The organism is Ekhidna sp., from assembly GCF_965221965.1.
Lineage (GTDB): Bacteria > Bacteroidota > Bacteroidia > Cytophagales > Cyclobacteriaceae > Ekhidna.
Window position 1 is genome coordinate 1,901,921 of record NZ_OZ244926.1, and the last position, 24,493, is coordinate 1,926,413.

20 protein-coding genes and 1 tRNA gene are annotated in these 24,493 nt (G+C 41.3%); 13 read left to right on the forward strand and 8 right to left on the reverse strand.

The features are described from left to right. Positions 1 to 15: 15 nt before the first annotated feature. Genes ACOQON_RS09070 through ACOQON_RS09085 form a run of 4 tightly spaced genes read right to left on the reverse strand, consistent with a single transcriptional unit; the run spans position 16 to position 6,622 of the window. Positions 16 to 3,423 (reverse strand): efflux RND transporter permease subunit, encoded by a 3,408-nt coding sequence (locus ACOQON_RS09070; RefSeq protein ID WP_420578608.1) that lies wholly within the window; start codon positions 3,421 to 3,423, stop codon positions 16 to 18. A gap of 18 nt (positions 3,424 to 3,441) precedes the next feature. Further along, a complete protein-coding gene (locus tag ACOQON_RS09075) occupies positions 3,442 to 4,596 on the reverse strand; it encodes an efflux RND transporter periplasmic adaptor subunit (RefSeq protein WP_420578609.1) in 1,155 nt (384 codons plus the stop codon). A gap of 4 nt (positions 4,597 to 4,600) precedes the next feature. Beyond that, complete coding sequence (locus tag ACOQON_RS09080) at positions 4,601 to 5,962, reverse strand: TolC family protein (RefSeq protein ID WP_420578610.1); 1,362 nt, start codon at positions 5,960 to 5,962, stop codon at positions 4,601 to 4,603. A gap of 36 nt (positions 5,963 to 5,998) precedes the next feature. After that, positions 5,999 to 6,622: a TetR/AcrR family transcriptional regulator gene (locus ACOQON_RS09085; RefSeq protein WP_420578611.1), complete on the reverse strand. Its 624-nt coding sequence runs from the start codon at positions 6,620 to 6,622 to the stop codon at positions 5,999 to 6,001. 156 nt (positions 6,623 to 6,778) lie between these two features. On the opposite strand from ACOQON_RS09085, the gene ACOQON_RS09090 reads away from it, so the two are divergent. From ACOQON_RS09090 to purL, 3 genes are read left to right on the forward strand one after another with little or no spacing between them, the layout of a single operon-like run. Continuing rightward, positions 6,779 to 7,579: an alpha/beta hydrolase gene (locus tag ACOQON_RS09090; RefSeq protein WP_420578612.1), complete on the forward strand. Its 801-nt coding sequence runs from the start codon at positions 6,779 to 6,781 to the stop codon at positions 7,577 to 7,579. Continuing rightward, positions 7,576 to 8,112, forward strand: a complete 537-nt coding sequence (locus ACOQON_RS09095; RefSeq protein ID WP_420578613.1) for a TlpA family protein disulfide reductase — start codon at positions 7,576 to 7,578, stop codon at positions 8,110 to 8,112. The genes ACOQON_RS09090 and ACOQON_RS09095 overlap by 4 nt, the downstream gene beginning before the upstream one ends. 53 nt (positions 8,113 to 8,165) lie before the next feature. Then, positions 8,166 to 11,837, forward strand: a complete 3,672-nt coding sequence (gene purL / locus ACOQON_RS09100; protein WP_420578614.1) for a phosphoribosylformylglycinamidine synthase — start codon at positions 8,166 to 8,168, stop codon at positions 11,835 to 11,837. An 18-nt stretch (positions 11,838 to 11,855) separates the two neighbouring features. On the opposite strand, the gene ACOQON_RS09105 is transcribed toward purL, so the two are convergent. Beyond that, complete coding sequence (locus ACOQON_RS09105; protein WP_420578615.1) at positions 11,856 to 13,241, reverse strand: FG-GAP-like repeat-containing protein; 1,386 nt, start codon at positions 13,239 to 13,241, stop codon at positions 11,856 to 11,858. A gap of 191 nt (positions 13,242 to 13,432) precedes the next feature. On the opposite strand from ACOQON_RS09105, the gene ACOQON_RS09110 reads away from it, so the two are divergent. The 10 genes from ACOQON_RS09110 to ACOQON_RS09155 all read left to right on the forward strand — a co-directional run bounded on the left by ACOQON_RS09110 (position 13,433) and on the right by ACOQON_RS09155 (position 22,437). After that, positions 13,433 to 13,505: transfer RNA gene (locus ACOQON_RS09110), tRNA-Gln, on the forward strand. Positions 13,506 to 13,570: 65 nt separating this feature from the next. Further along, positions 13,571 to 14,500, forward strand: a complete 930-nt coding sequence (locus ACOQON_RS09115) for a ribose-phosphate pyrophosphokinase (RefSeq protein ID WP_420578616.1) — start codon at positions 13,571 to 13,573, stop codon at positions 14,498 to 14,500. A gap of 25 nt (positions 14,501 to 14,525) precedes the next feature. After that, positions 14,526 to 15,188: a 50S ribosomal protein L25/general stress protein Ctc gene (locus ACOQON_RS09120; protein ID WP_420578617.1), complete on the forward strand. Its 663-nt coding sequence runs from the start codon at positions 14,526 to 14,528 to the stop codon at positions 15,186 to 15,188. A 63-nt stretch (positions 15,189 to 15,251) separates the two neighbouring features. Further along, complete coding sequence (pth, locus tag ACOQON_RS09125) at positions 15,252 to 15,809, forward strand: aminoacyl-tRNA hydrolase (protein WP_420578618.1); 558 nt, start codon at positions 15,252 to 15,254, stop codon at positions 15,807 to 15,809. Positions 15,810 to 15,855: 46 nt separating this feature from the next. Then, complete coding sequence (locus ACOQON_RS09130) at positions 15,856 to 18,813, forward strand: tetratricopeptide repeat protein (protein WP_420578619.1); 2,958 nt, start codon at positions 15,856 to 15,858, stop codon at positions 18,811 to 18,813. Positions 18,814 to 19,012: 199 nt separating this feature from the next. Beyond that, positions 19,013 to 19,783 (forward strand): LamG domain-containing protein, encoded by a 771-nt coding sequence (locus ACOQON_RS09135; protein WP_420578620.1) that lies wholly within the window; start codon positions 19,013 to 19,015, stop codon positions 19,781 to 19,783. A gap of 179 nt (positions 19,784 to 19,962) precedes the next feature. Then, positions 19,963 to 20,427: a hypothetical protein gene (locus ACOQON_RS09140; protein WP_420578621.1), complete on the forward strand. Its 465-nt coding sequence runs from the start codon at positions 19,963 to 19,965 to the stop codon at positions 20,425 to 20,427. A gap of 12 nt (positions 20,428 to 20,439) precedes the next feature. Next, positions 20,440 to 21,027, forward strand: a complete 588-nt coding sequence (locus tag ACOQON_RS09145) for a nuclear transport factor 2 family protein (RefSeq protein ID WP_420578622.1) — start codon at positions 20,440 to 20,442, stop codon at positions 21,025 to 21,027. 32 nt (positions 21,028 to 21,059) lie between these two features. Beyond that, positions 21,060 to 21,791, forward strand: a complete 732-nt coding sequence (locus tag ACOQON_RS09150) for a hypothetical protein (RefSeq protein ID WP_420578623.1) — start codon at positions 21,060 to 21,062, stop codon at positions 21,789 to 21,791. A 22-nt stretch (positions 21,792 to 21,813) separates the two neighbouring features. Further along, a complete protein-coding gene (locus ACOQON_RS09155; protein ID WP_420578624.1) occupies positions 21,814 to 22,437 on the forward strand; it encodes a hypothetical protein in 624 nt (207 codons plus the stop codon). 54 nt (positions 22,438 to 22,491) lie between these two features. On the opposite strand, the gene ACOQON_RS09160 is transcribed toward ACOQON_RS09155, so the two are convergent. Genes ACOQON_RS09160 through cobA form a run of 3 tightly spaced genes read right to left on the reverse strand, consistent with a single transcriptional unit; the run spans position 22,492 to position 24,492 of the window. After that, on the reverse strand, positions 22,492 to 23,163 hold the full coding sequence (locus ACOQON_RS09160; RefSeq protein ID WP_420578625.1) for a phosphoadenylyl-sulfate reductase: 672 nt from the start codon (positions 23,161 to 23,163) through the stop codon (positions 22,492 to 22,494). Then, positions 23,153 to 23,743, reverse strand: a complete 591-nt coding sequence (locus ACOQON_RS09165) for a precorrin-2 dehydrogenase/sirohydrochlorin ferrochelatase family protein (protein WP_420578626.1) — start codon at positions 23,741 to 23,743, stop codon at positions 23,153 to 23,155. The genes ACOQON_RS09160 and ACOQON_RS09165 overlap by 11 nt, the downstream gene beginning before the upstream one ends. Beyond that, complete coding sequence (gene cobA / locus ACOQON_RS09170) at positions 23,740 to 24,492, reverse strand: uroporphyrinogen-III C-methyltransferase (RefSeq protein WP_420578627.1); 753 nt, start codon at positions 24,490 to 24,492, stop codon at positions 23,740 to 23,742. The genes ACOQON_RS09165 and cobA overlap by 4 nt, the downstream gene beginning before the upstream one ends. Between the last annotated feature and the right edge of the window lies 1 nt (position 24,493).

The following is a 24,493-nucleotide window of genomic DNA, read 5'->3' on the forward strand; positions in this document are numbered from 1 at the left end:
CCGGGGGATATACTATTAACTTAAACCTAACCGACGATTAATTCTTGCGAAGAATAAATACATTACTGGTACGATAACTAACGTAAGGAAGGTCGCAAAGGTTAGACCAAAAATGATCGTCCACGACATAGGTCCCCAGAAGGCCACATTATCACCACCAAGGAAAAAGTCCGCATCGTAAGTACTCATAAACTTGATGAAATCAATGTTTATTCCGACAGCTAGTGGAATTAATCCCAAAATAGTTGTCACAGCAGTAAGTATTACCGGTCGCAATCTGGTCACACCTGCACTTACAATCGCTTCAATGATCTTATCCATTGGAAGCTTATCTTCTCCCGTTTCCGCTCTCAACCTATTTCTACTCAGCTCAATAAAGTCAATAAGTACTATGGCATTATTCACAACGATTCCTGCAAGTGAGATGATACCAATCATCGTCATGATCACTACAAAGTTCATCTGAAAAACAACAAGCCCTAAGAACACACCGATGGTACTAAACACCACAGACATCATGATGATGAAAGGAGTTGTTACCTTATTAAACTGTGATACGATGATCAAAAAGATCGTAAACACAGCAATCATCAAAGCAGTACTCAAAAACTCAAATTCTTCAGCTTGCTTTTCCTGTTCACCACCAAATTTGAACTCATAACCTGCTGGCATATCATATTCAGCCAGTAATTCCTTGATGTCATTATTGATTTGTGTTGGGTTGTATCCGGACTCAACATTGGAACTAATGATCACCTGGCGCTTCAAATCATTTCGTTTGATGGAACCATATGTAGATGAAAGTTCAGCATCAGCAACGGAAGAAATAGGTACGCTTTGCATCTGACCCGAAGTTTGGTCCCGAAAAACGATACTCTTGTTCATCAGCGCATCAATATCATATCGATACTCATCTTTCAATCTTAATTGAATCTCATAGTCATCCTCTCCTTCTTTGTATTTGGATATTTCCTTTCCAAAAAGTGCAGTACGGACTTCATTGGCAATGGACGATGTAGATAAGCCAAACCTTCTTGCTTTATCCCGATCAATATTTACAACCAATTCCGGCTTCCCTGTTTGAAGGTCAGTTTTTAGCTTTTCGATCCCTTGAATTCCTGATTCATTGATCAGCTTTTTCATATCCTCCGTAATCTGAATAAGTGTTGTAAACTCCTTTCCAGTCACTTCAATACTGATAGGTTTCCCGGTTGGTGGTCCATCTGCATTTTGATCTACCGTAACTGCAACACCCGGATATCCACCCAAAGCTTCCCTGATTTCAGTGAGTATTTTTTTGGTATCAATTCCGTTTCTGTGTTTGTATTCTTTAAAATTAACAGTGATACGTGCTTTATTTGGTGTATCCTGCTCACCGAAAGCAGAGGGGTCATTCGGATCAGAGGTCCCCTGTCCCACATTCGCGATGACTGACTCTACAATTTCATCATAAGGTTTTACCAAATCAATGACTTTCTTCTCAATTCGCTGAGTAAAATCATTGGTTGTTTCGATATCAGTTCCCACCGGATACTCGATAAATACATTGACGTAAAGAGGATCAGTCTTTGGAAAATATTCCAAATTAGGCTTTGAAGGAGACATCAATGCAACACTAAAAATCACGATCGAAACCACCATCAAAATCGCCGTTCCCCAGAAAAAGATATATGGTTTCCATCCACTAAGAGCGTACCTCAAGGTACTCTTATAGATACCCTCAATTCGAGGTAGGAAATTTCTGAAACGTTTGGATAATGGTGTGAGTGCATAAATATTCAACAGGGTAATCACACCGGCAATGATGGCCAGATTACTAAGTACAGTAACCTTAGCTACGCCTAATAAAATACCCACTCCGATAGCAATCAATGCAAAAATCAATACCCGCTTTTTCCTTACTTCGCCTGAATCCAATTTCATGAATGATTTGATCAATACCGGGTTGATGACCAATGCCACAAACAATGACGAACCCAAGGTAATCATCAGTGTAATCGGTAAGTACTTCATGAATTCACCCATGATGCCTGGCCAGAATGCCAACGGTAGGAAAGCTGCCAATGTAGTTGCCGTAGAAGCGATGATTGGTAGTGCCACTTCCCCTACTCCATTCTTAGTTGCCTCAAAAGCTGAGATGCCCTCTTCTCTTAATCGGTAAACATTCTCAACCACCACAATACCATTATCAACGAGCATACCAAGTGCCATGATTAAAGAGAAGAGCACCATCATATTAATAGTAATACCTAGCATCCCTAAGATCATAAATGAAATAAACATGGAAAGCGGAATAGCTACACCCACGAAAAGTGCATTTCTTGGCCCCAGGAAGAATAGTAGTACCATTACCACTAAAATCACTCCGGAGATAATATTATTCTCCAGACTATCCACCATGTCCCTCGTTTGCTGAGACTGGTCGTTGGTCTTGGTAACCACCAGATCAGCTGGAAAAACTTCTTCTTGAGCTTTTTCAAGGATCGCGTTTATTTTCTCTGTAGCAATCAGGAGGTTTTCACCGCTTCGCTTAATAACATCCACCATTACTACCGGCTGAGTATATAGTCGTGCGTAACTTTTCTTCTCTACATAATCAAAGGATACATCAGCGATATCACGGAGATATACGATGTTTCCTTTCTCAGCTTTAACCACCACGTCAAGGATTTCCTTGGGCTCCTCAAACTCCCCCTCAACTCGTATCGTTCTCCTGATCTCTCCCTCTTTATAGGTACCCCCAGATAGCGTGATGTTTTCACTTCTAATCGCCTGCTCTATGTCACTGAAGTTGACTTCACGAGCTTCCATTTGGTATGGATCAACGCTTAACCTTACTTCCCTCTCATCAATCCCTCTGATTTCTACCTTAGAAATCTCCTTAACCTTCTCAATCTCATCCTCCAGATACTCTGCATATTCATTCAGCTTGGTCATGCTGTAATCACCGGACAGGTTGATATTCAGAATTGGAAATTCCGAAAAATTCATATCGAACACATTCGGATCCTGCTCCAAATCAGATGGTAGCTCAGGTTTTGCTCTGTCCACAGCATCTTTCACCTTAGTCAATGCGTCCTCCACATCTGTTTCAGGTGTAAACTCCACGATAATGGTAGAATAGTCCTGAACGGAAGTAGATTTAATTACATCTGCCTCAGAAATGGAGTTGAGCTCATTTTCTATCGGACGTGTAATTAGGTTTTCCATGTCTACCGGGGAGTTCCCGGGGTATGGCGTTCCCACATAAACGACCGGCTGCCTGATTTCAGGAAAGCTTTCCTTTGGCAGACTGATATATGAAAAAAGGCCGGCAAAAATCACAATTGCCGTTAAAACGTAAACCGTAGTTCTATTGCGGAGTGAGAGTGTGGTTAGACCAAACTCCTTTTCCGTTTTGATATCTTTTAATTCCTCTGACATATTATTTGAATTAATAGATTACTTGGCAACCGAAATTTCGACTCCCTCGGATAAATCCCTGTACCCCTGTGTTACCAGCATTTGTCCTTCGTTCAAACCTGATTTTACCTCTGTGCTTAGCTTGTGAGAAACACCGAGCTCTACGTGTTCTTTCGTAGCTATTTGTTTACCACCTTTATTGGACACGACATAAACGTAGTTCCCTTTGTTATCGCTCTGAATCACCTTTGTAGGCACAACCAACGATTGGTCATTTCTGTAGTCAACGAGCTTCAGTACCACGACTTGATTAGGCTGTGCCGGAAAATCAAGCTTTGGGAGAGTTACTTCTAATTCAAACGTTCTGTTTTCAGACTTAATCGTCTGACCCACTGACTTGATTTTGGACAAAACCCTTTTGTTTTGAGATGGGAAATAAACCTCTACTTTCTGATCTCTGGAAAATTTACCAAGGAACGATTCTGAAACGTCTGCTGAGATGTAAGTATCATCGGGACTTACCAGTCTCACGAGAGGAGCTCCAGGTTGTGCTACCTCACCAATTCTGGCTGGAATATTGTCAACCACCCCATTGAATGGAGCCCTCACGATCATCATATTGAGCTGGGAGTTTAAAACGGCCAGTTGACTCTCAAGTGACTCCTTGTTTGCTTTCGCTTCAAGAAATTGAACCTCCGTACCAATTTTCTGTTCCCATAGTTTTTTCTGACGATTAAATACTTCGTTAGCCAAATCCAGCTGAGCTTTGACCTGCTTCATGTTGTTGCTCACTACATCAGTATCCAAAGAAACCAAAACCTGTCCTTTGGATACTTTTTGGCCCTCTCTTACATTGATCGACTCAATTTTACCCATCGCCTCTGCAGAAAGTAACACATTCTTTTTTGATGCTACAGAACCTCTGATTTCAACTTCATGTGTAAAAGTTTTCTTAGCCAATTCTTCTATCGCTACCAAAATGGCTGACTTATTATTCCGTTTGAAGTCAGGATCGACAGCTTTTATTTCCTGCTCAAGCTGAGCTATTTGAGCGTCCAATTCCTGCGCCTGATTTTGTAGGTCTTCCAATTGTTTCTTTTTTGCAGCAAGGCCCTGATCGCCAGATGCACTGCCACACGCCACAGCAAGGGCAGCTATAATAGTAAGTGTGATTATGTATTTGATCTTCCTCATGATCTTAGTTGTTATAAAGAGTTCCAAGTGCTTTTTTAAGTTCGATTTGTGATGTTGCAGCTTCATAAAGTGCATTTAAATAGTTGGTCTTCGATTCCTTCAAAGAAGTATTTGCTTCAATGACCTCCAAGTTGGAACCTATTCCTTCCTGATATTTAGCCTTGGTCATTTCATAAACTTCTTCAGCCAGCTCAACGTTTTCACTTTGAGTTTCCACCGATCTAATTGCATTATCAACTTTGACCTTAGCTTCAGCGACCTCACGGTCAACATTGTTTTCAAATTGAGATATTGACTCCTCTACCTGTTGCTTCTGTATTCTATTTCGCTGAATGTTAGCTCTCTTAGAGAGCCCATCGAAAATTGGGATTGATAATGTAACACCCAAATTGCTGTACCTGAACCAAGTTTGATCATTAAACTCGGTAAGCCTACTGAAACTATTTGTACCAGCGGTCCATCCAAAATTGAAATTGGCATAAATATTTGGGATGTATTGTGACTGAAAGTTTTTAATATTTAGGTCAATTAAATCCTTATTAGTCTGCAACACATCATACTCAGGCCTATTGACATGATACTCTCCTCCAGGTTCTGTAACTGGTGTTAGACTAATATTAGATAAATCATCTGTCAATGCAATTCGTTGATTCAAAGGCATACCCATTTGAAACTTGAGCAAGTTCAGAGATGTAATTAATAGCTCGGTATTATTCTTCAGTTCAGTCTTAATGTTATTATGCTGAATTTTCAATCTTGAGACATCAATCTTTTCTGCAAAACCCACCTCATACATTGCTTCAGTTTCCTGAAGCAATGTGTCAATTGTCCCGAAATTACGTCCTAGAAAATCTAGATTTTCTTTGGTGATCAAAACAAGGTAATAAGCTTTGGATACCCCTTCAACAATTTGAACTTCCGTCTGCTTCTGCTCCCGCTGACTTAAAAGTTTAACAGTTTGAGCCGCTTTTAATCCGACAAAATAGGAACCATCAAAAATCAACTGTCTTGCAGTCAAACCAGCTTGACCAGAATATTCCGTTTCAAATGCGGCTGGAAATGTTTGTGGTTCTGGAATTTGAGTTCCATCGGGTAAGAGACTTTCATCAATTAGTACACCATAAACTGCCGGAGATATGAAGTCTTGAATAAAACTTGTCTGAATTTCAAAATTCTTCACTAAACCAACAGAGCCATTTACTTGAGGCAGTCCTCTGGCTAGTGTTTCATTAATTTGTGTTCTTGCGATCTCATTATCTAACCGAGCAATTTCCAATTGCTCATTGTTTTCGAGCGCATAGCTAATACAGTCATTCAAGGAAAGACCTAGCTTTTCCTGTGAAAGCACTTCAAATGAAGTGCTCATAAACAATAGTGATAGTATAAGTAGTCCTCTCATAGTTTAGCGTGTGTGATTTGTAGATTCTAAATGCATGTATTCTTCGTATTTCTTGCGACCCATATCGGTCAATAGTCCGTGTATAAAGTGATCAAGGATTTGCAACTGGACCTCCCGGAAATCAAACTCCTCCCGAGGGAAAATCTTGGTATTAAAAACCAGCTGCACCCCTTCTACTCTGAGGGTTGACAGAACTTTGGCGTTTATTCCTGACCTGAAAAAACCTTCATTCTTGCCTCGTTCAATATTTCTTTCAATGTGAGCTCGTATGGTTCCCTGCTTGAATTCCTGATACTGATCCCATGCTTTTCCATGATACTTCTGCATATCATAAAGCAAGGATGGGTTCATGCGAAAAACATGTTGCCTCAGACACTGAGAGACTAACAGGATTTCATGTATGGCATCCTTTGCCTGACTTTCTATTTCCTCAAACTCAGATGTCTCTCTTTGAAAATGATTCAGGGCAACTTCGGATACCAACCCGTCTTTGTTATCAAAGTATTGATACAAGGTTTTCTTAGACATGGAGGCTTCACGCGCCACATCATCCATGGTCACACTACGTATACCATATTGGATAAACAATTCCTCCGCACTACTCAGTATTTTTTCTTTCGCTTCCACTTCTCAATTTTTCGGATAAAAAACCGTTAACACTACGGAAACTTTCAGCGCATTAAAAGTTTCCGCCGTGCAAAACAACGAATAGTAATAGAATTAGTTCGGTTTTTTGCTAAAAATTTTTGGTGAACAATAAATGAACCTATTTTTCGCAACGAAATGACGAAAGTATCCCTTACCAATGGACAGCTTGTATATTCTAAGTATGGAAACGGAGCTGAAATATTAATTACCTTTCATGGGTTCGGGCAAGACAAAAAAATATTTGAATCGTGGGAGCATAAACTATCAGAGAAGTATACGATTTATGCAATAGACATTTTTTATCACGGTGACAGTACCAAAGAGCTAGGTGATCTTACCAAGACGGAGTGGAAATCCATCTTGTCTCATTTCCTTGATCAGGAAAACATTGTGCAGTTTTCCATACTGGGATACAGTTTGGGTGGTCGGTTTGCTATTTCCTCTTCGCTCGCATTTCCTGAAAAGGTAAGAGAGTTGATACTGATAGCTCCAGATGGTATTTTCTTAACCATTTGGTTCAAATTAGCCACCAACTGGACAATTAGGTGGCTTTTCAAATACATCATGTTAAGACCTAACAAACTGGAAAAGCTCGTCGCATTCAATGATAAATACAAGCTGGTCAGTCCATACCTTGGCGATTTTGTAAGAAAAGAGCTTGGAGATGAAGCCAACCGAAAACGTGTCTACACCTCCTGGAATCATTTCAAATCGCTGGGCTACACTAAAAAACAACTAACGAAGCACTTCCAAAGTCATCGTTTTGAACGACATATTATTCTTGGAAGCAAAGATCACATTATCAAACCGGCAAAGATTTTGCCCATCATTCAGAAGATGGGTGACTTTAAGGTTGATATCCTTCCTTTAAAACACCACCAGCTCATTAAACCGGAAGTAGCTAAATTGATACTTGATAAAAGCACTGAAAAATGAAATTCATATACACCTTTCTTTTGCTAAGCATACCCCTGATAGTGATTTGTCAAACACCCACTAAAGAGCAAATCAAAGAAGTAGCCGATGCAAAAAAGGAAGTCAAAAAGTTAAAAGGTGAACCCTTCCCGGAATTTGATCTAACAACGTTGGAAGGTGCGCAGGTAAGTTCAAAGGATACAAAAGGGAAGATTATGCTGGTCAATTTCTGGTTTACCCGATGTAGACCTTGCATTGTTGAAATGCCAGAGATGAATGAAATGGTTGAGGAGTTTCAGGATGAGGAAATCATATTTATTGCTCCGACCTTTGACTCTCATGAACAAGTGAGCAAATTTCTACAGAAACGTGATTTTGATTATCAATCGATTCCAGACGCGAAAGATTTCTGTTTGGAAATGAATGTGAGATCCTTCCCTACTCATTTTGTGGTGAATCAGGAAGGTGTGATTGATAAAGTAGTTATCGGATATTCTTCCATGACTGTAAAAGCTTTAAGAAAAAGCATACGCAAATTGTTGAAATCAGAGTGAGTCAAAGCCTACAAAAGGATTAATTTTGCGGACTTCAAAACGAGGTTCCTTTCATGATCCAATTCTTCCAAAATTCTGATGACGCTGTTATTGCAGTAGGTGTATCCAAAACCCTTTCTTCCGATCAAATCGATAAACTAACCTGGCTTTTTTCCGATGCTAACCCGGTCAACAAAGAAGCTATCTCCGGGAAGTTCATTGGCCCCAGAAAGGAAATGATCTCCCCTTGGAGTACCAATGCGACAGATATCGCTCACAATGCTGGCATTGATTCAATTTTCCGAATCGAAACATACATTTCTGAATCATCTGCAGGAGCCTTCGACCCGATGCTTCAGCAGATTTACGAGGGTTTGGATCAATCCATTTTTACATTGGATCGAAAGCCGGAACCCATCGAGCATATTCAAAATATTGCAGCCTACAATAAGCAGGAAGGACTGGCATTAAGTCAGGAAGAAATTGAATATCTGGAAGGTGTTTCGAATGAAATCGGAAGGCCACTCACCGACTCTGAAGTCTTCGGATTTTCTCAAATCAACTCCGAACACTGTCGGCACAAAATCTTCAACGGAACATTCATTATCGACGGTGAAGAACAAGAGCTATCGCTATTCCAATGGATCAAGAGAACTTCAAAGGAAAATCCCAACTACCTCGTTTCTGCTTATAAAGACAATGTAGCTTTCATTCAGGGACCTAAAATCGAACAGTTTGCTCCGGCCACTCAAGACAAACCGGATTGGTTTGATACCAAAGAATTTGAATCGGTGATCTCGCTAAAAGCGGAGACACACAATTTTCCTACTACCGTGGAGCCTTTCAATGGAGCTGCCACAGGGTCAGGCGGAGAAATCAGAGACCGAATGGCTGGTGGTCAGGGGAGTATTCCTTTAGCTGGAACAGCGGTTTACATGACTTCCTACTCCCGTTTGGGAGGAAATAAAAGCTGGGAAAAACCTGCCAGAAAATGGTTATACCAAACTCCTCAGGAGATTCTGACGAAAGCATCAAATGGTGCCAGTGATTATGGGAACAAGTTTGGTCAGCCACTTATCTGTGGAAGTGTTCTCACCTTCGAACATGAAGAAGGTGGCAAAAAGTATGGTTATGACAAAGTGATCATGCAGGCAGGTGGAATTGGCTATGGAAAAAAGAAGGACGCTCAGAAAAAGCACGTCAAAGCCGGTGAGAAAATTGTTGTGATGGGTGGTGACAACTATCGCATTGGCATGGGCGGAGGAGCTGTCTCTTCCGTTGATACCGGGGCTTTTAATCAAGCACTTGAATTGAACGCCGTTCAGCGTTCCAACCCGGAAATGCAAAAGCGAGTTGCCAACGCCGTTCGGGCCATGGTAGAACTTGAAGACAATACCATTACCTCAATCCATGATCATGGTGCAGGAGGCCATTTAAATTGTCTTTCTGAACTAGTAGAGGAAACCGGGGGTATTATTGACTTAAAGAAGCTTCCTGTTGGTGATGAAACCCTGTCTGCCAAAGAAGTTCTTGGAAACGAATCACAGGAGCGCATGGGATTGGTGATCAAAGAACAAGATGCGGGATACCTCAAACGCGTATCTGAAAGAGAACGTGCACCCTACTATGAGGTGGGTGAAGCAGGAGACAATAATGAATTGAAATTTGAAAATAATGGAGAAGCCTCCCCCTTTGATTTAAAACTCCATCACTTGTTTGGATCCTCACCGAAGACCGTTCTTGAAGATCAAACACAGCAATCCGACTTTGAAGAAATTTCCTACTCGGAAAACAAGATTGATGAATATCTGAATGCAGTTCTTCAGCTTGAAGCGGTGGCTTGCAAAGACTGGCTAACAAATAAAGTTGATCGATGTGTGACCGGACGGGTAGCTACTCAGCAGACATGTGGTGAACTTCAGCTACCACTAAACAATGTGGCTGTGATGGCACTGGACTTTAAGTCGAACAAGGGAATAGCCACTTCTATCGGTCACTCCCCTGTTCCCGGACTGATCAATGCCGGAGCGGGATCGAGACTTTCCATTACTGAAGCTTTGGCTAACCTGGTGTGGGCTCCATTAACTCATGGTCTGAAAGGCGTATCCCTAAGTGCCAACTGGATGTGGCCTGCAAAGAATGACGGTGAGAATGCCAGACTTTATGAAGGGGTTAAAGCCATTAGTGATTTTGCGTGTGAGCTTGGTATCAACGTACCTACAGGCAAAGACTCCATGTCTATGACACAGAAGTACCCGGATGGGGAAAAAGTATTCGCACCTGGTACAGTAATTATCAGTTCAGTTGCTGAAGTTTCAGACATCAATAAAACCGTCAGTCCGGTTATCGACTATAATAAGAAAGATTCAAAAATTGTTTACCTGGACTTTTCAGGAAGTGGCTTTGAGTTGGGCGGATCTTCATTCGCACAAACCCAAACCAAACTTGGAGCCAGAACGCCTGACACAAAAGTGGAAGTCGTTTCAAATGCCTTTAACATCGTTCAGCAGCTAGTAGCCAATGGGCAGGTTATCGCAGGACATGATGTATCTGCAGGCGGTTTGATCACTGCTCTTCTTGAAATGAACTTCGCCAACACCAAAGGTGGATTGGATATTGATGTTTCATCATTGGGTGAGGCAGACACTGTGAAAGTTCTTTTCTCAGAAAAGCCCGCACTGATTCTTCAGGTAGATAAACATGCGGCTAAGGAACTTGAAAAGTCCGGAGCTAAGTGGACTGAAATTGGAACCATCAAAGATGAAAGAAAGGTTTCAATTAAAAATGGTGCTTTCGACCACACATTTGACATTGAGAAAGCAAGAGATACCTGGTTTAAGACCTCTGCGCTATTAGACCTCAAGCAAACCAAACCGGAGGTTTCTAAACAACGCACCGAAAATAGATTCAAGCAGCCACTCTCCTACACTTTTCCAAAAAGGTTTGATGGTAAGGCAGCTAGCTACAACCTGGACTTCAACCGAAAAGGTAAGTCCGGAGTAAAAGCAGCGATCATCCGTGAGCAGGGTGTGAATAGCGACCGGGAAATGGCTTATGCGTTGTGGCTGGCAGGGTTCGATGTGAAGGATGTTCACATGACAGACCTGATCACCGGACGAGAAGATCTGAGCGAAGTGAATCTCATTGTTTTCGTTGGTGGCTTCTCCAATTCAGATGTACTTGGATCAGCGAAAGGTTGGGCTGGGTCTTTCTTGTTTAATGAAAAAGCAAAGGCAGCATTGGATGCATTCTATGCCAGAGAAGATACCTTGAGTTTAGGCGTCTGCAACGGTTGTCAGCTGATGATGGAACTGGGACTGATCTATCCGGAGATGGGCGATAAACACCCAAAAATGCATCATAATACTTCCGGCAAATTTGAGTGTGGATTTGTGAGTGTGGACATTGAAGATACAAACTCAATTATGCTTGAATCCATGATTGGTTCCAAACTAGGTATCTGGCTTGCTCATGGTGAAGGTCGATTTATACTGGAAAATGAAGCAGACTTCAAGATTCCAGTGAGATACTCGTACAGGGAATTCCCTGGCAACACCAATGGAAGCTCATTCGATACTGCGGCACTTTGCTCAGAAGACGGAAGACATCTAGCAATCATGCCACACCTTGAGCGTTCGCTATTTCAATGGAACTGGTCATATAAGCAAGGATTAGAGCATGCAGAAGTGTCTCCATGGATGGAGCCATTTGCAAATGCATTTGAGTGGGTGAAAGTAAGACTTTGAAAAAAGAGACATATCTTCTCATTCGTTACTTTTTAGTATTTTCCTAACAAAAACCTTTGAATCGGTAAGGATTTTGAGAATATAGGACTGGCTTGAAAGATTATCAGTTGGGATCTGGATTTGATCTGAAGTTGAACTCCCCTTCAAAACAATTTTTCCGTTGAAATCGGCAATAGAATATTTGATTTTATTCCTCGTAGAATTTTCAATTGTGAGACCTTTTGAGAATATAGTTGGATAAACAACTACTTTATTAGGGTCTTCAATGTTAAGTACTGTCTGATTCTCAAACCAAATGATCTTATCATTCGCTAAACCTCTTGAAACCAAATCAGCTTTTCCGTCCCCATTCAAATCTGCAAAGTCAACATAAGAAGCACCGAAATTCTCTTTTAAAAGAGTGTGACTCTGAAATCGACCATTTTCGTTTAAGCTAAAGAACACCTTTCCATCAATAAATGTTGAAAACGCAAGATCATAATCGCCATCTAAGTCAACGTCAGCAGAACTTATTGATATAAGACTATTGGTACTCACCTTCGTCACTTCTTTGTTGTATGTTCCATTAGGATTAAAATAATATATCAGCAATTGATCAGGAAAATCAACCATAGCCAAATCAATAATATCATCATTATTAAAATCCTGAATCGTGAATGAATAAAGATTAGCCTCTGGTTCTGATATCAACTCTTCCGAACTGAATCCGCCCGCCTGATCGTTCAAACTTAAAGTGACGTGCTCGTCAAATAGGGTGACAATATCATCATAACCATCCTCATTGAAGTCAATTATTTTTATTTGGTTTAGCATATTATTATTTTGATCACTATCGCCATTTGTATAAATGATTTCACCATTTGTAAATTGGCCATTACCTAAGTTTTCCATTATAAAAATGTCATAATCTGCTTGATTCCCCCCTACCAAGTCAAGCAAGCCATCGTTGTTGAAATCCAAAGAACCTAGTGTAATTACAGATTTAATCGCAACTTCTTGTGGATAAAATGGAAGTTCAGTTATTAGGTCTACAGTTTCAAATTTTCTATCACCCAGATTTGTTGATATGCTAATAAATAAAGACCCACCAACAATTATTTCGAGATCACCATCGTTATCCGAATCAAACGCATATACCGAACTTCCAAAATCGTGCATTTCAGAATCTATGACTACTTCATTGTATACTGAATTACCGTTACCGTAAAAAACGGTTGTTACGTCAGAACCGACTGTAACAATGTCCAAGTGTCCGTCACTATCAACGTCATCAAAGTACATGTCATTTGGTCTTTCAAGAGAGATGCTTCCGCTTTCTTCAAATTCAAATTGAGAATAACATATTATTGGGAAAAGCAATAGAATTTGTAAGTAGTTTTTTGATAAAGGCATAGGCAATTTCATAGGATCGTAAAAATAGAATTATCAAGGGTATTAATTAACGGATCATCAATCTTATCTCATAAATTATTTATGAGAATCAAATTTTGTTCAGATAGTAAAAACTAAGTCTTTTGATTTAAAAAAATATCAGCTAATTTTGCCGTCCGTTTATACGGAAGTGAAGGACAAACACTTATAAAATCATCCGGTATTGGCCTATGGTGTAACTGGCAACACGTCTGGTTTTGGTCCAGAAGAGTCTAGGTTCGAGCCCTAGTAGGCCAACAAGTTCCGAAGGGAGCTAACAACTAAAATCCCGCTAACGAAGGCGGGATTTATTTTCGCTTAAGATGTCATCAGTAAAGATATTTTCCGGATCAGCTACCACAGAATTAGCAAGCTTAATTGCCAATAACTACGGGAAGCCTTTGGGAAAGAGTGAAAAACAAACCTTTAGTGATGGCGAGATGGGCGTTTACTTTACAGAGTCCGTTCGTGGCTCTGACGTTTTCATCATCCAATCCACTGTCCCTCCTGCTGATAATATTTGGGAACTTCTCTTAATGATCGACGCAGCTCGAAGAGCAAGTGCAAAATACGTTACAGTGGTTGTCCCTTATTTTGGATATGCCAGACAAGACAGAAAAGACAAACCAAGGGTTTCGATTGCGGCTAAACTAGCGGCTAATGTATTGACTTCAGCCGGTGCGGATCGTATCATGACATGTGACTTACATGCTGGTCAGATACAAGGATTCTTTGATATTCCGGTGGATCACCTTGACGCATCTGCCATCTTCTATCCATACCTTAAAAAACTGGATCTTGACAATATGATCATCGCATCTCCTGATGTGGGGGGAACAGCAAGAGCCAGAGCGTATGCCAAACTGTTCGAGGTTGATATGGTAATCTGTGACAAGCATAGAAAGCGTGCCAACGAAGTGGCCTCCATGCAGGTAATTGGTGATGTGGAAGGAAAAGATGTCGTTTTGGTAGATGATATGGTAGATACTGCCGGGACAATAAGTAAAGCAGGAACCCTACTTAAAGAAAAAGGAGCTAATTCTGTTAGGGCCATCGCCACACATGGCGTACTCTCAGGAAATGCCTACAAAAACATTGAAGAGTCTGCGCTTGAAGAATTGATCATTACCGATACCATTCCTCAGAAGCAGGAAAGCTCTAAAATCAAAGTACTGACCGTGGCAGAATTATTTGCGAAAGCCATTCGTAAGATCCACGATCACGAATCCATTAGTTCATTGTTTATTAAATAAATCATATTTTAAATCAAATTCAATTATGAAAACTGTTGAGGTTATAGGGTATAAAAGAGCAAATCTCGGCAAGACTGAAGCGAAGCGCTTAAGAGAAGAAGGAATGGTACCGTGTGTAGTATACGGCGGTGATCACCAAATTCACTTCTACGCTCCAATGATCTTGTTTAGAGACCTTATTTATACTGACGAAGCGCATTTTGCTTTACTAACAATTGAAGGAGAACCTGAGCCATTCGAAGCGATCGTTCAGGATATCCAGTTTCACCCGGTGAGTGAAATCATCATGCACGTTGATTTCTTGCAGCTATTCCGTGGAACACCTATTAAAATGAACATCCCTGTACACACGACAGGAACTGCACCAGGTATCCAACAAGGTGGTAAGTTGATCAGAAAGGTGAAATACCTACAGATTAAAGCATTGCCGAAAAATATGCCTGAATATATTGAGGTAGATGTATCAGGGCTTGGACTTGGAAAATCTATCAAAGTAGGTGAATTGAAAGTGGGTGAATTTGAAATTCTAAACAGCCCGCTCGTAACGATCGCTGGTATAGAAGTACCACGTGCACTGAAAGGAAAAGAAGATGAAGTAGAAGACGAAGAAATGGAAGGTGAAGAAGGAGAAGAGGCAGCAGCTGAAGGTGGTGATGCACCAGCAGCAGAAGAGTCTTCTGAATCTTAAAATTCTCAAAACTTTTAATTTTAATCCCGACCTTCGCGTCGGGATTTTTTTTGTTCAATAATTATGAAGTACTTAATCGTAGGACTGGGAAACATTGGATCGGAGTATGAACTCACGCGACATAATATCGGATTCCTAACGCTGGATCGAATGGCAGATCAGGAAGGCGTGAAATTCGAAATGAATAAACTGGCCTACACAACGGAAGTAAAGCATAAAGGCCGAACCTTGATCCTTATCAAGCCCACCACCTACATGAACCTGAGTGGAAAGGCCGTCAATCATTACCTGCAAGAGCATAAGATTTCAAAAGAAAAACTACTAGTCATCACTGACGATATCGCCCTCCCCTATGGAAAAATACGTTTGAAACCCAAAGGTTCAGCGGGTGGTCACAATGGATTAAAAAACATTGAACAATTATGCGGTGGTGCCAACTATCCGCGTTTGCGCTTTGGAGTTGGTGATGACTTCCATAAAGGTCAGCAAGTCGATTATGTACTTAGTCCATTCAACAAGCAAGAAATGGACGAGCTGGTATTGAACATGGATCGAGCCATTGATGCAATTAAGTCGTTCTGTACCATTGGAATGGAGCGTACGATGAATCACTTTAACTAGCATTGTTAGGTTCCAATTCCTTATATTAAAGGATCGAAACCTGACAATGATCCGAAAACTCACCATTTCATTATTCATTGCCTTACTAGCGCATACCTCCTACGGACAAGGTCAGGTTGATTCTCTGCGTAAGGCTTTGCAGAAACAGAAAGAAGACACCTTGAAGGTTCAAACCTATTTACAGTTCTTCTATTCTGACCTTTTTTACACTAACCCGCATGAGGTAATTGATCTCTTAAAAGAATCTGCTGACTTATCACAAAAGCTCGGCTATACGAAAGGAATTGCTGAGGCTTATAATTCGCTGGGCTACATGTATCGCATCAGAAGCGAAAACGATTCAGCATTCCGCTACTTCAACGAAGCATTAATCATCTCACAGGAGTCTGATTACACCCAGGGCTTACTGGACGCCTATATAGGTTCAGGAAATACCAACAATCAGATTGGCAACTGGAAAGAAGCGTTGGCACAATTCAAAAATGCTGAAGAAGTTGCCGAAAGAACAAAAAATGATCGAATTGTTGCGAGTGCAAATAATAATATGGGCAACATTAGCTTGGCTCAGGGAGCGCTTTCGGATGCACTTAAGTATTATCAAAAAGCAGCGGAAAAAGGGCCTCCTACTATTCGCGAAGTTGCTCTCATCAACATTGCATTGGTTCACATCGAATTAAAGAATTTCTTCAAAGCCAGGGAATACTTTCAGCAGGCAATCAAAATGTCGGAAAAGGCAGGCACAAAATACAACCTGGCATTCATTTATGAACACCTTGGATCAGTAGAGCAAATGGATGGAAATTCTACCAAGGCTATCGATTATTACAATGAAGCCATCACACTGTTTGAATCGATTGATGAACGATACAACGTCTCTGACCTTCAGACCAATCTCGCAAATATTTACTTCGAGTCAGGAGATTATAGCAAAGCATTGGAAATGTATAGAACTAGTTTTGCTATCCAGGAAAAAATCGACCATTTCGTTGGCCAGTGCAATAACTTATTGGGAATTGGTAAAGCACTGATGGCAACCGGAGACTTTCAGGAAAGCGAAACTGCATTATTAGATGCAAACCAAATTGCCGATAAACACCAGCTACTAACAGCTAAGGATAACGTCGTACTTTCTCTTAGCACACTGTATCAGGAAATGGGGAGTTATCAAAAAGCCCTTGATTACCATATACAATACAAAATTCTTAGCGACAGTTTACTTAATCAAGAAAACTCTAAGCAGATTAACAAACTGGAAACCCAATTTCAAACAGCCCAGAAAGAGCAAGAAATTGATTTACTAAGTGCAGAAAATCAAATTGCAAACCTTCAAATACAAAAGCAACAAAACCTTAGAAACTACCTGCTAATCATCGCAGTTATCCTGGTTGTTCTGATCGGGGTGGTCTACAATCAGTATAATATCAAGGCAAAAGCCAACAACCGGTTGAAAGAACTCGATCAGCTTAAGACCTCCTTTTTTACGAACATTTCACATGAATTTCGAACGCCATTATCCCTTATCCTGAGCCCTTTGCAAAAGTTATTACAAGCCGATCATTCAGGCGAGACACAAAAAGAATTAAGCCTGATTCATCGGAATGCAACACGAATGCTTGAATTAATTAATCAGCTACTTGACCTTTCCAAACTGGAAGACGGGAAACTTGAACTCAAAGTACAAAAAGGCAACATCAAAGAATTTTTGGAAATCAGCATAGCCTCCTTCGAATCTCTTGCTGGTGCTCAAAAGATTCGTTTTCATTCGGACCTGAATCAGGTACCGGAAGTGGTATACTTTGATGAAGATAAGGTCCAAAAGATTATAACGAACTTGCTCTCCAATGCATTTAAATTCACACCATCTAAAGGGAACGTCAGTCTAAACACCACATTTGAAAACGGACAGTTGCTGATTGCTATATCAGATACCGGACAAGGCATTGAGCCTTCCGAATTGAAAAATATTTTTCATCGGTTTCATCAAAGCACTGCAACTAATCCCAATGCGGCCGGGACTGGAATTGGGCTCACTCTGACTAAGGAATTAGCAACCTTGCATCATGGAAAAATCGAAGTTGAAAGTACCCTGGGCAAGGGTAGCACTTTTACATTCTCATTCCCCACAAATAAGGCAGCTTATGCGAGCTTCGAAATCGCAGAAAGTGGGGCAGCAAAAACTGTAGTTTTACCTACGTATCAATTGGGAATAACAGGATCATCCTCCGAAAAGGAAATGCTGGAAACGGATACCCCAGCGGTATTGGTAGTAGAAGATAATGCTGATTTACGATTACACATTAGCTCCTTATTGCAGGAAAATTACATCGTTCATGAATCAGTAAATGGAAGAGAAGGAATCAACGACGCATTAAAGCTGGTACCCGATATCATCATTTCAGACCTGATGATGCCGGAGGCTGATGGAATTACACTTTGCAACGAACTGAAAGTGAATGAGAAAACCAGTCACATCCCGATTGTTTTGCTCACAGCCAAGGCAGACAAAAAAACGAAGCTGGAAGGACTTACTACGGGTGCTGATGAATACCTAACCAAACCCTTTGACAATGACGAATTACTTATCAGGGTTGAAAACCTGATCAAATCAAGAAGCACACTCAAACAAAAATTCAGTCAGACATTAAAGTTAGAACCTTCGCAAATCGAGGTGAATTCACCCGATGAGGCGTTCATTAGAAGAGCCATGGAAATAGTTGATCAGCATTTATCTGATGAGACTTTTACCGTTGAGGCATTTCAAAAGGAGATGGGAATGAGTCGTATGCAGCTTCACAGAAAGCTAAAAGCACTCACTCATTTTTCAGCCAGTGAATTCATCCGGGACCTTCGTCTACAGCGAGCAGCCACCCTCCTATCTGGTGGCCATATGAATGTAGCAGAAACAGCCTACAGCTGTGGGTTCAACAGTCTCTCCTATTTCACTGAGTGCTTTAAAGAAAAGTTCGACTCCACGCCTTCCAAATACGCGAAAAAGGCTTCATAAGAGCCTCACCACACCATGATACATAAGTGTGGGTTTTTGGGAGGTATCCGATTATCCTCACCCAGTCATCTCCATACCTTCGAATCAGATTGCGAATCACTTTGAAGGACAATGTGATCGCAATTTGCTAAAACAGAATGATATCAATTGGCTATCGAAGCATCATTCTATTTTGAAACAAAACCTTAATTACATTCTTATGAAAAAATTAATGATTCCCCTCATCTTCATCTTTTGTTCTTGCATGCAAGAAGAGGCTGATGAACTCCAACCTACTCCTGAATCGACCAGGATAGATTCAAGATTACCAATTGTTAAACCTGGCAATGACTGCTTGGTGGCCTTTTATCCGTTCAATGGGAATGCCAATGATATGAGTTCGTATGCCAATCATGGGATTGTAGATGGACCTGTTCTCACCTCCGATCGAAATGGTTATGCAAATAAGGCCTATTATTTCGATGGATTAGATGATATCATTGTCGCTCCAGATCAATCCCAACTTCACTTGCAAGACGAGTTCACCATTTCCAGCTGGATTCTTCCAGAAACTGTAAAGTCGCAATTTATTGTGAGAAAAGGGCCTGTAGTAAATGGTGCATTTGCCACTCCTTATGCATTAGGAATGTCTGGCACACGTGATATTGTATTTCACTTGAGTCCCGATGGGGTTTATAACAGTATCCAATATCGCCGGTATCGGACAGGAATATGGTATATGCTTACAGTTGTTTATAAAAATGGAACGGCCAACATTTACATAAATAAAACCCTCGTATCACAAGAAGTTATTCCAACTGGTACATTTAATTATGATGCTCAGCCACTACTCATTGGTTCGAGACTGCAACAAATAAGCAACACATTTAAAGGAAAAATCGACGAAGTGCGCATCTATTGTAAGGCATTGACAGCACGGGAGGTGGGAACGCTTCACACCGAAACAGCACCGTCACCAAGAGGTGGATAATCAGTTGGCTTGCGTCATTGAAGCAATTGCCGATCACTTCAGTGATCGGCTTTTCTATTCTAAGACCTAAAGAGTGTCCAAAAATTAGATGTTACATACCCGTCGGTTTTTGGGAGATTTCCGAATATCAACCCTGCTTTCATCTTCTACATTAGTCTCACCTAATTAAAACGTAGACTATGAAACACTCGAAATTACTCCTCTTGTCCCTGCTGCTGGTAGCATGCTACGGACAGAGATCTCCTGAAAAACCCAAGCTGGATATCAAGGCTGAACTAGCAAAAATCGAAGAGACCCGAAATGGTTTTATGTTGGCCATTAAAGAACAGCGCTATCAGGATCTTGCCAGCTTCGCTATGCCGGAAATGGAAGCCACCGGACCCGACACAGAAGGATGGTGGGAAATGAGAAAGCTTGGAAAAGAAAAAGGAGCCTTTCCTTACGACAGCCTGATGATATTTCCGAAGGAAACCTTGATCTTGAATGACACCATGGCTTATGATTATGGAACCAGCAAGGTCTATTATACCAATGCAGAAGGTGTGCAAGTGGAGTTAAAGGATACATTCATTGTCGTCCTCAAAAAAGATGAGGATGGTGAATGGAAAATGTACAGAGAGGTGGCTTCAGGGCAGGTTAAATAAAATCAAATAATTATGAGAAATACAATTACACTAATAGTACTTGTTTTTTGCTCAGTAACCATAGCACAACAAGACACATTGATGTCTAAACCGACATTATCTCAGGAGGAAATTAACAAACAAATTGCACGGGATTTTTATATGAATCTGTGGTTTACCAACAATACAGATAAGTATGATCAGTACGTCGCTGAGGAATATGTCGTTCATGATATAGGAGATCGTAAGAATGTGGTTGAGCCAGCGATTGAACAAAAAATTGTGGCAGATCGATTTTGGGGAGGTGGATCATGGGATAATAAAATAGATTATCAAATAGCCGACGGAGATTTGGTAGCCACCCGGTGGATCGCTAATTATAAAGCCGAGTCGCTGATGGCTAAAATTATGTTCGGATCAGGAAGCATTCCTATCATAAACGTCTTTCGAATCAAGGATGGAAAGATCGTAGAGATATGGAATCACCGTCATGATATTGACACCAATCAAACCATGATGTTTACTATCAAGGGCTTGTTGATTGGCCTTCTGATCGCTCTGATTCCCACTTTCATTGCTTTCCGCCTGAAACGTAAAATCAAACAGCTTAAAACCACTTGATCTGATTCAACCAGCAATAAACCCGAATCACGATGCACAAATACAAATCCCTTCATCTCTGGATGCTCATCCCAATGGTCTTCATGCAGCTAGGAATAGCCATGGACTATTGGGGTGACTTTACCGACAATGCCTGGTCCGTACACATCCATTACTGGACAGGCTCCATCTGGTATCTCTACCTCATTATCCAGCCCTACTATGCCACACATGGAAAGCTGGAAAAGCACCGTACGAATGGAATCATTGGGATGTTTCTGGCCGGAGGTGTTTGTCTCACTGCTTTCAGTATGATGTATCGGGATATTGAAAACGTAAATATGTCTGCCGCCAACCCGGAACGGTTTGGGCCTTTTACGCCGGACTTTTTCTATGGAGTGGCTGCCTGCGAAATTCCTATGATACTGATTTTCGGATATGCGGTTATCATGAGCATCATCAAACGGAAGCAACTGGAAGACCATGCCTGGTGGCTGGTTTCAACTGTATTTATCATCATGATGCCAGCTTTGGGCCGTGGAGTTCAACTTTTCTTCATCATTCCCCAGGCAGATAAATGGCCTAACATTGATATTGTGTTTCCTACTCTATTGAGTCAATTCATTATCATTCTTCTGCTATTGATCACTGCATGGAAATATGATAAGCTGAAACATCCAGCCACCTATTGGGCTTTGGGCATCAACGTTTACTGTCTTTTCATATTCCAAATCGGAGAAACCAAGTGGGTTCAGGACCTGTTAACCGCGCTCTTAAAAGGATAATTAAAAACCCATTTCAATTAGTATGAAAAAGAATTTTTATACCAAAAACTACTTTTTTGCTCTCAGTGTAACCATCCTGATCATGAGCCTTATTGCCTTCTCTGACAATATGGTTACAGATGTGGATCAACCAAGCAATAGTGACCCTCGAATGATCATTCATGGATTGATCATGTTTGCATGGACCATCGTACTTATTATACAAACCAATCATATCAGAAAACTCAATGTAAAGCAGCACATGCGTTTTGGAGTTATTGGTTTTGTGATCGCATGCATGATGCTGGCAAGCATCTTCTTTCTCTCCTACATAGGTCCTGATTTCGCAGATCTTCCCTTCTTTGGAAAAGCCAATCGCATTTTCATTCCTGCATTTGCGATCATGCTGGCATTTGCTTACCTCAAGCGAGAGAAAAAGGTGCTACACCAGTACCTCATTTTTGCGGGTATGATGCTAGCTATGGAGCCCATCTTGAGTCGGTTTTGTGGCAACTTAGGAATAGACCCGGGCGCTTATGCCGGACTTATCTGGTTGATTTTATGGATTTCTATATTCACATACGACATCATTTCCAGAAAAAAGCTCCACCCTGTCCTCTATGGTGGATTTATCTTCTGGATTGCTGTTTACATCATGGTCGCTTAGAGTTTCGAATCGGTTTAGCCCCTGTTAGGGTTTGGAACCCTAACAGGGCTATTATTAAAGATGCAACCCACATTCGGTCTTTTGTTTGTTCAACCATCTCCCCTCTCTATGGTCCCCTTTCTCGGTACAGTGGGTACATCCTACTGAACCGTATCCCTGATAGTAGAGTTTGTTTTGTGGCAGCTCGTAAATGGTATGATATAAACTCACCTCTTCTGCCGTCATGTCGATTATCGGGTGAAATTTGAGCAGCTCATCTCTCGGTTCAAAAATCCGAAGGTGCTGCCGGTTCGCATTTTGAAAACGCAGTAGACCTGAAATCCAAACATCCTTTCCTTTCTTCAATTGATTTGTTGGATCTACCTTATTGATGAAGCAGCACAGATCGTTTTGATATTTCCAGGTTTGATTGTCCTGAGTGAAGCGATGCTTGTTTTCCTGCGCTCCCACCTCCACGATATTCAAACCAAGCTTCTGCTTTATATCCTCTTTGTACTGAAAGGTTTCCTCAAACAAATAACCGGTGTTGACCAGGTAGACGGGATGCCGAGGTGCTACCTTGCTAATCATATGTAGTAGAATCGCCGAAGTGGTACCAAACGAAGAGGTCATCAATATTCGATCATGATCAAATTCAGTAAAGAGCCGCTCCATCCGCTCGAGCGGACTCAAGGGATGGTAGCGCTCATTTAACCGAACCAAATTTTCTTGTTTATTAGACCTCATTTCTGTCGATCAATGATTTGGTAATGCCATTCAACGCTTTCACTTTGAATGAGAAATCTCCTTTCAGCCGATCCCGGATCACCTTCAGGTTTTGAAGCAGCAGGTCTGTTTCATCCGGAAGTGTCTCATTCAGCACCTCTTTCAATCGTTTAGAAAATGTTGGGGATTTTCCGTTTGTACTGATACCGATTTTCAGATCACCTTTTTTCACTGTCGATCCCAGATAGAAATCACATAAACCCGGAGTGTCAGCTGTGTTTACAAGCAGGTGCCTTCTACGAGCCATGGACCTTATCTTTGCATGAAGCGCGTGATCATCGGTTGCAAGGATAACCAGGTCTTTTCCTTTCAGGTCACTCTTCCTGAACGATCGCTCTATCAATTTGATCTGCCTTGATAATCCTTGTCGTTGGCGAATTTCTCCCTTGATCCTTTTGGCTACAATCGTAACGTTAGCCTCATGATCGTTTCTTAATAAAGCATCCAGCTTTTCCAACCCTACATTTCCTCCTCCCACGATCAGCGTCTGAACCTGATCCAGTTTCAGGAATATCGGGAATAATGAATTTCCTATGGTCATGCTACTTTGTGTTTTTTGATTGATAATTGATTGGATTGAGTTGCAAATGCAGCTCCTTCTCCAAAAATTAAGAGTGCCGGGGATGCTGGCTTTTGATCGCTGGCTTCATCAAGAATTGAATCCACCGTACCAGCAATTACCTGTGCCTCAGCGAGCGAGCCATTGCTGATGATAGCAACAGGTAAATCTCCCCGACCCTCTTTTAAATAGTGAGCAACCACCACATCGAGCTTTGACAAACCCATAAATATCAAAGCTGTGGATGCGTGTTTGGCAGCCTTACTCACCTCTCCACTCACCTCTCCATCAGCCGAAGTAGCGGTCAGAATTGAAAAACCCTGATTCACTCCCCGGCACGTAAGTGGGATATTATATAGCCCCGGTAACATGATGCTGCTAATCCCAATGACCACTTCAGTGGGAATACCATGTGCCTGGGCAAACTGTATTTCTTCAAAGCCTCGTCCAAAGACAAAAGGGTCACCTCCTTTCAATCGTACCACATGTCCCTTGCTATGTGCCTTTTCGACAATCAACTGATTAATACTTTGCTGGGGCACGCTTGATTTTCCGGCTCTTTTGCCTACCGGAATGTGCTCCGCACAAGGTGCGTATCTAAGTAGTTCCTTAGAAACCAATGAATCGTAAAGCACAACATCTGCCTGCTCGAGTGCCTTCACGCCTTTCACGGTAATCAGGTCCGGATCTCCAGGACCAGCTCCTACCAACGTTAGTTTTTGATCACTCATA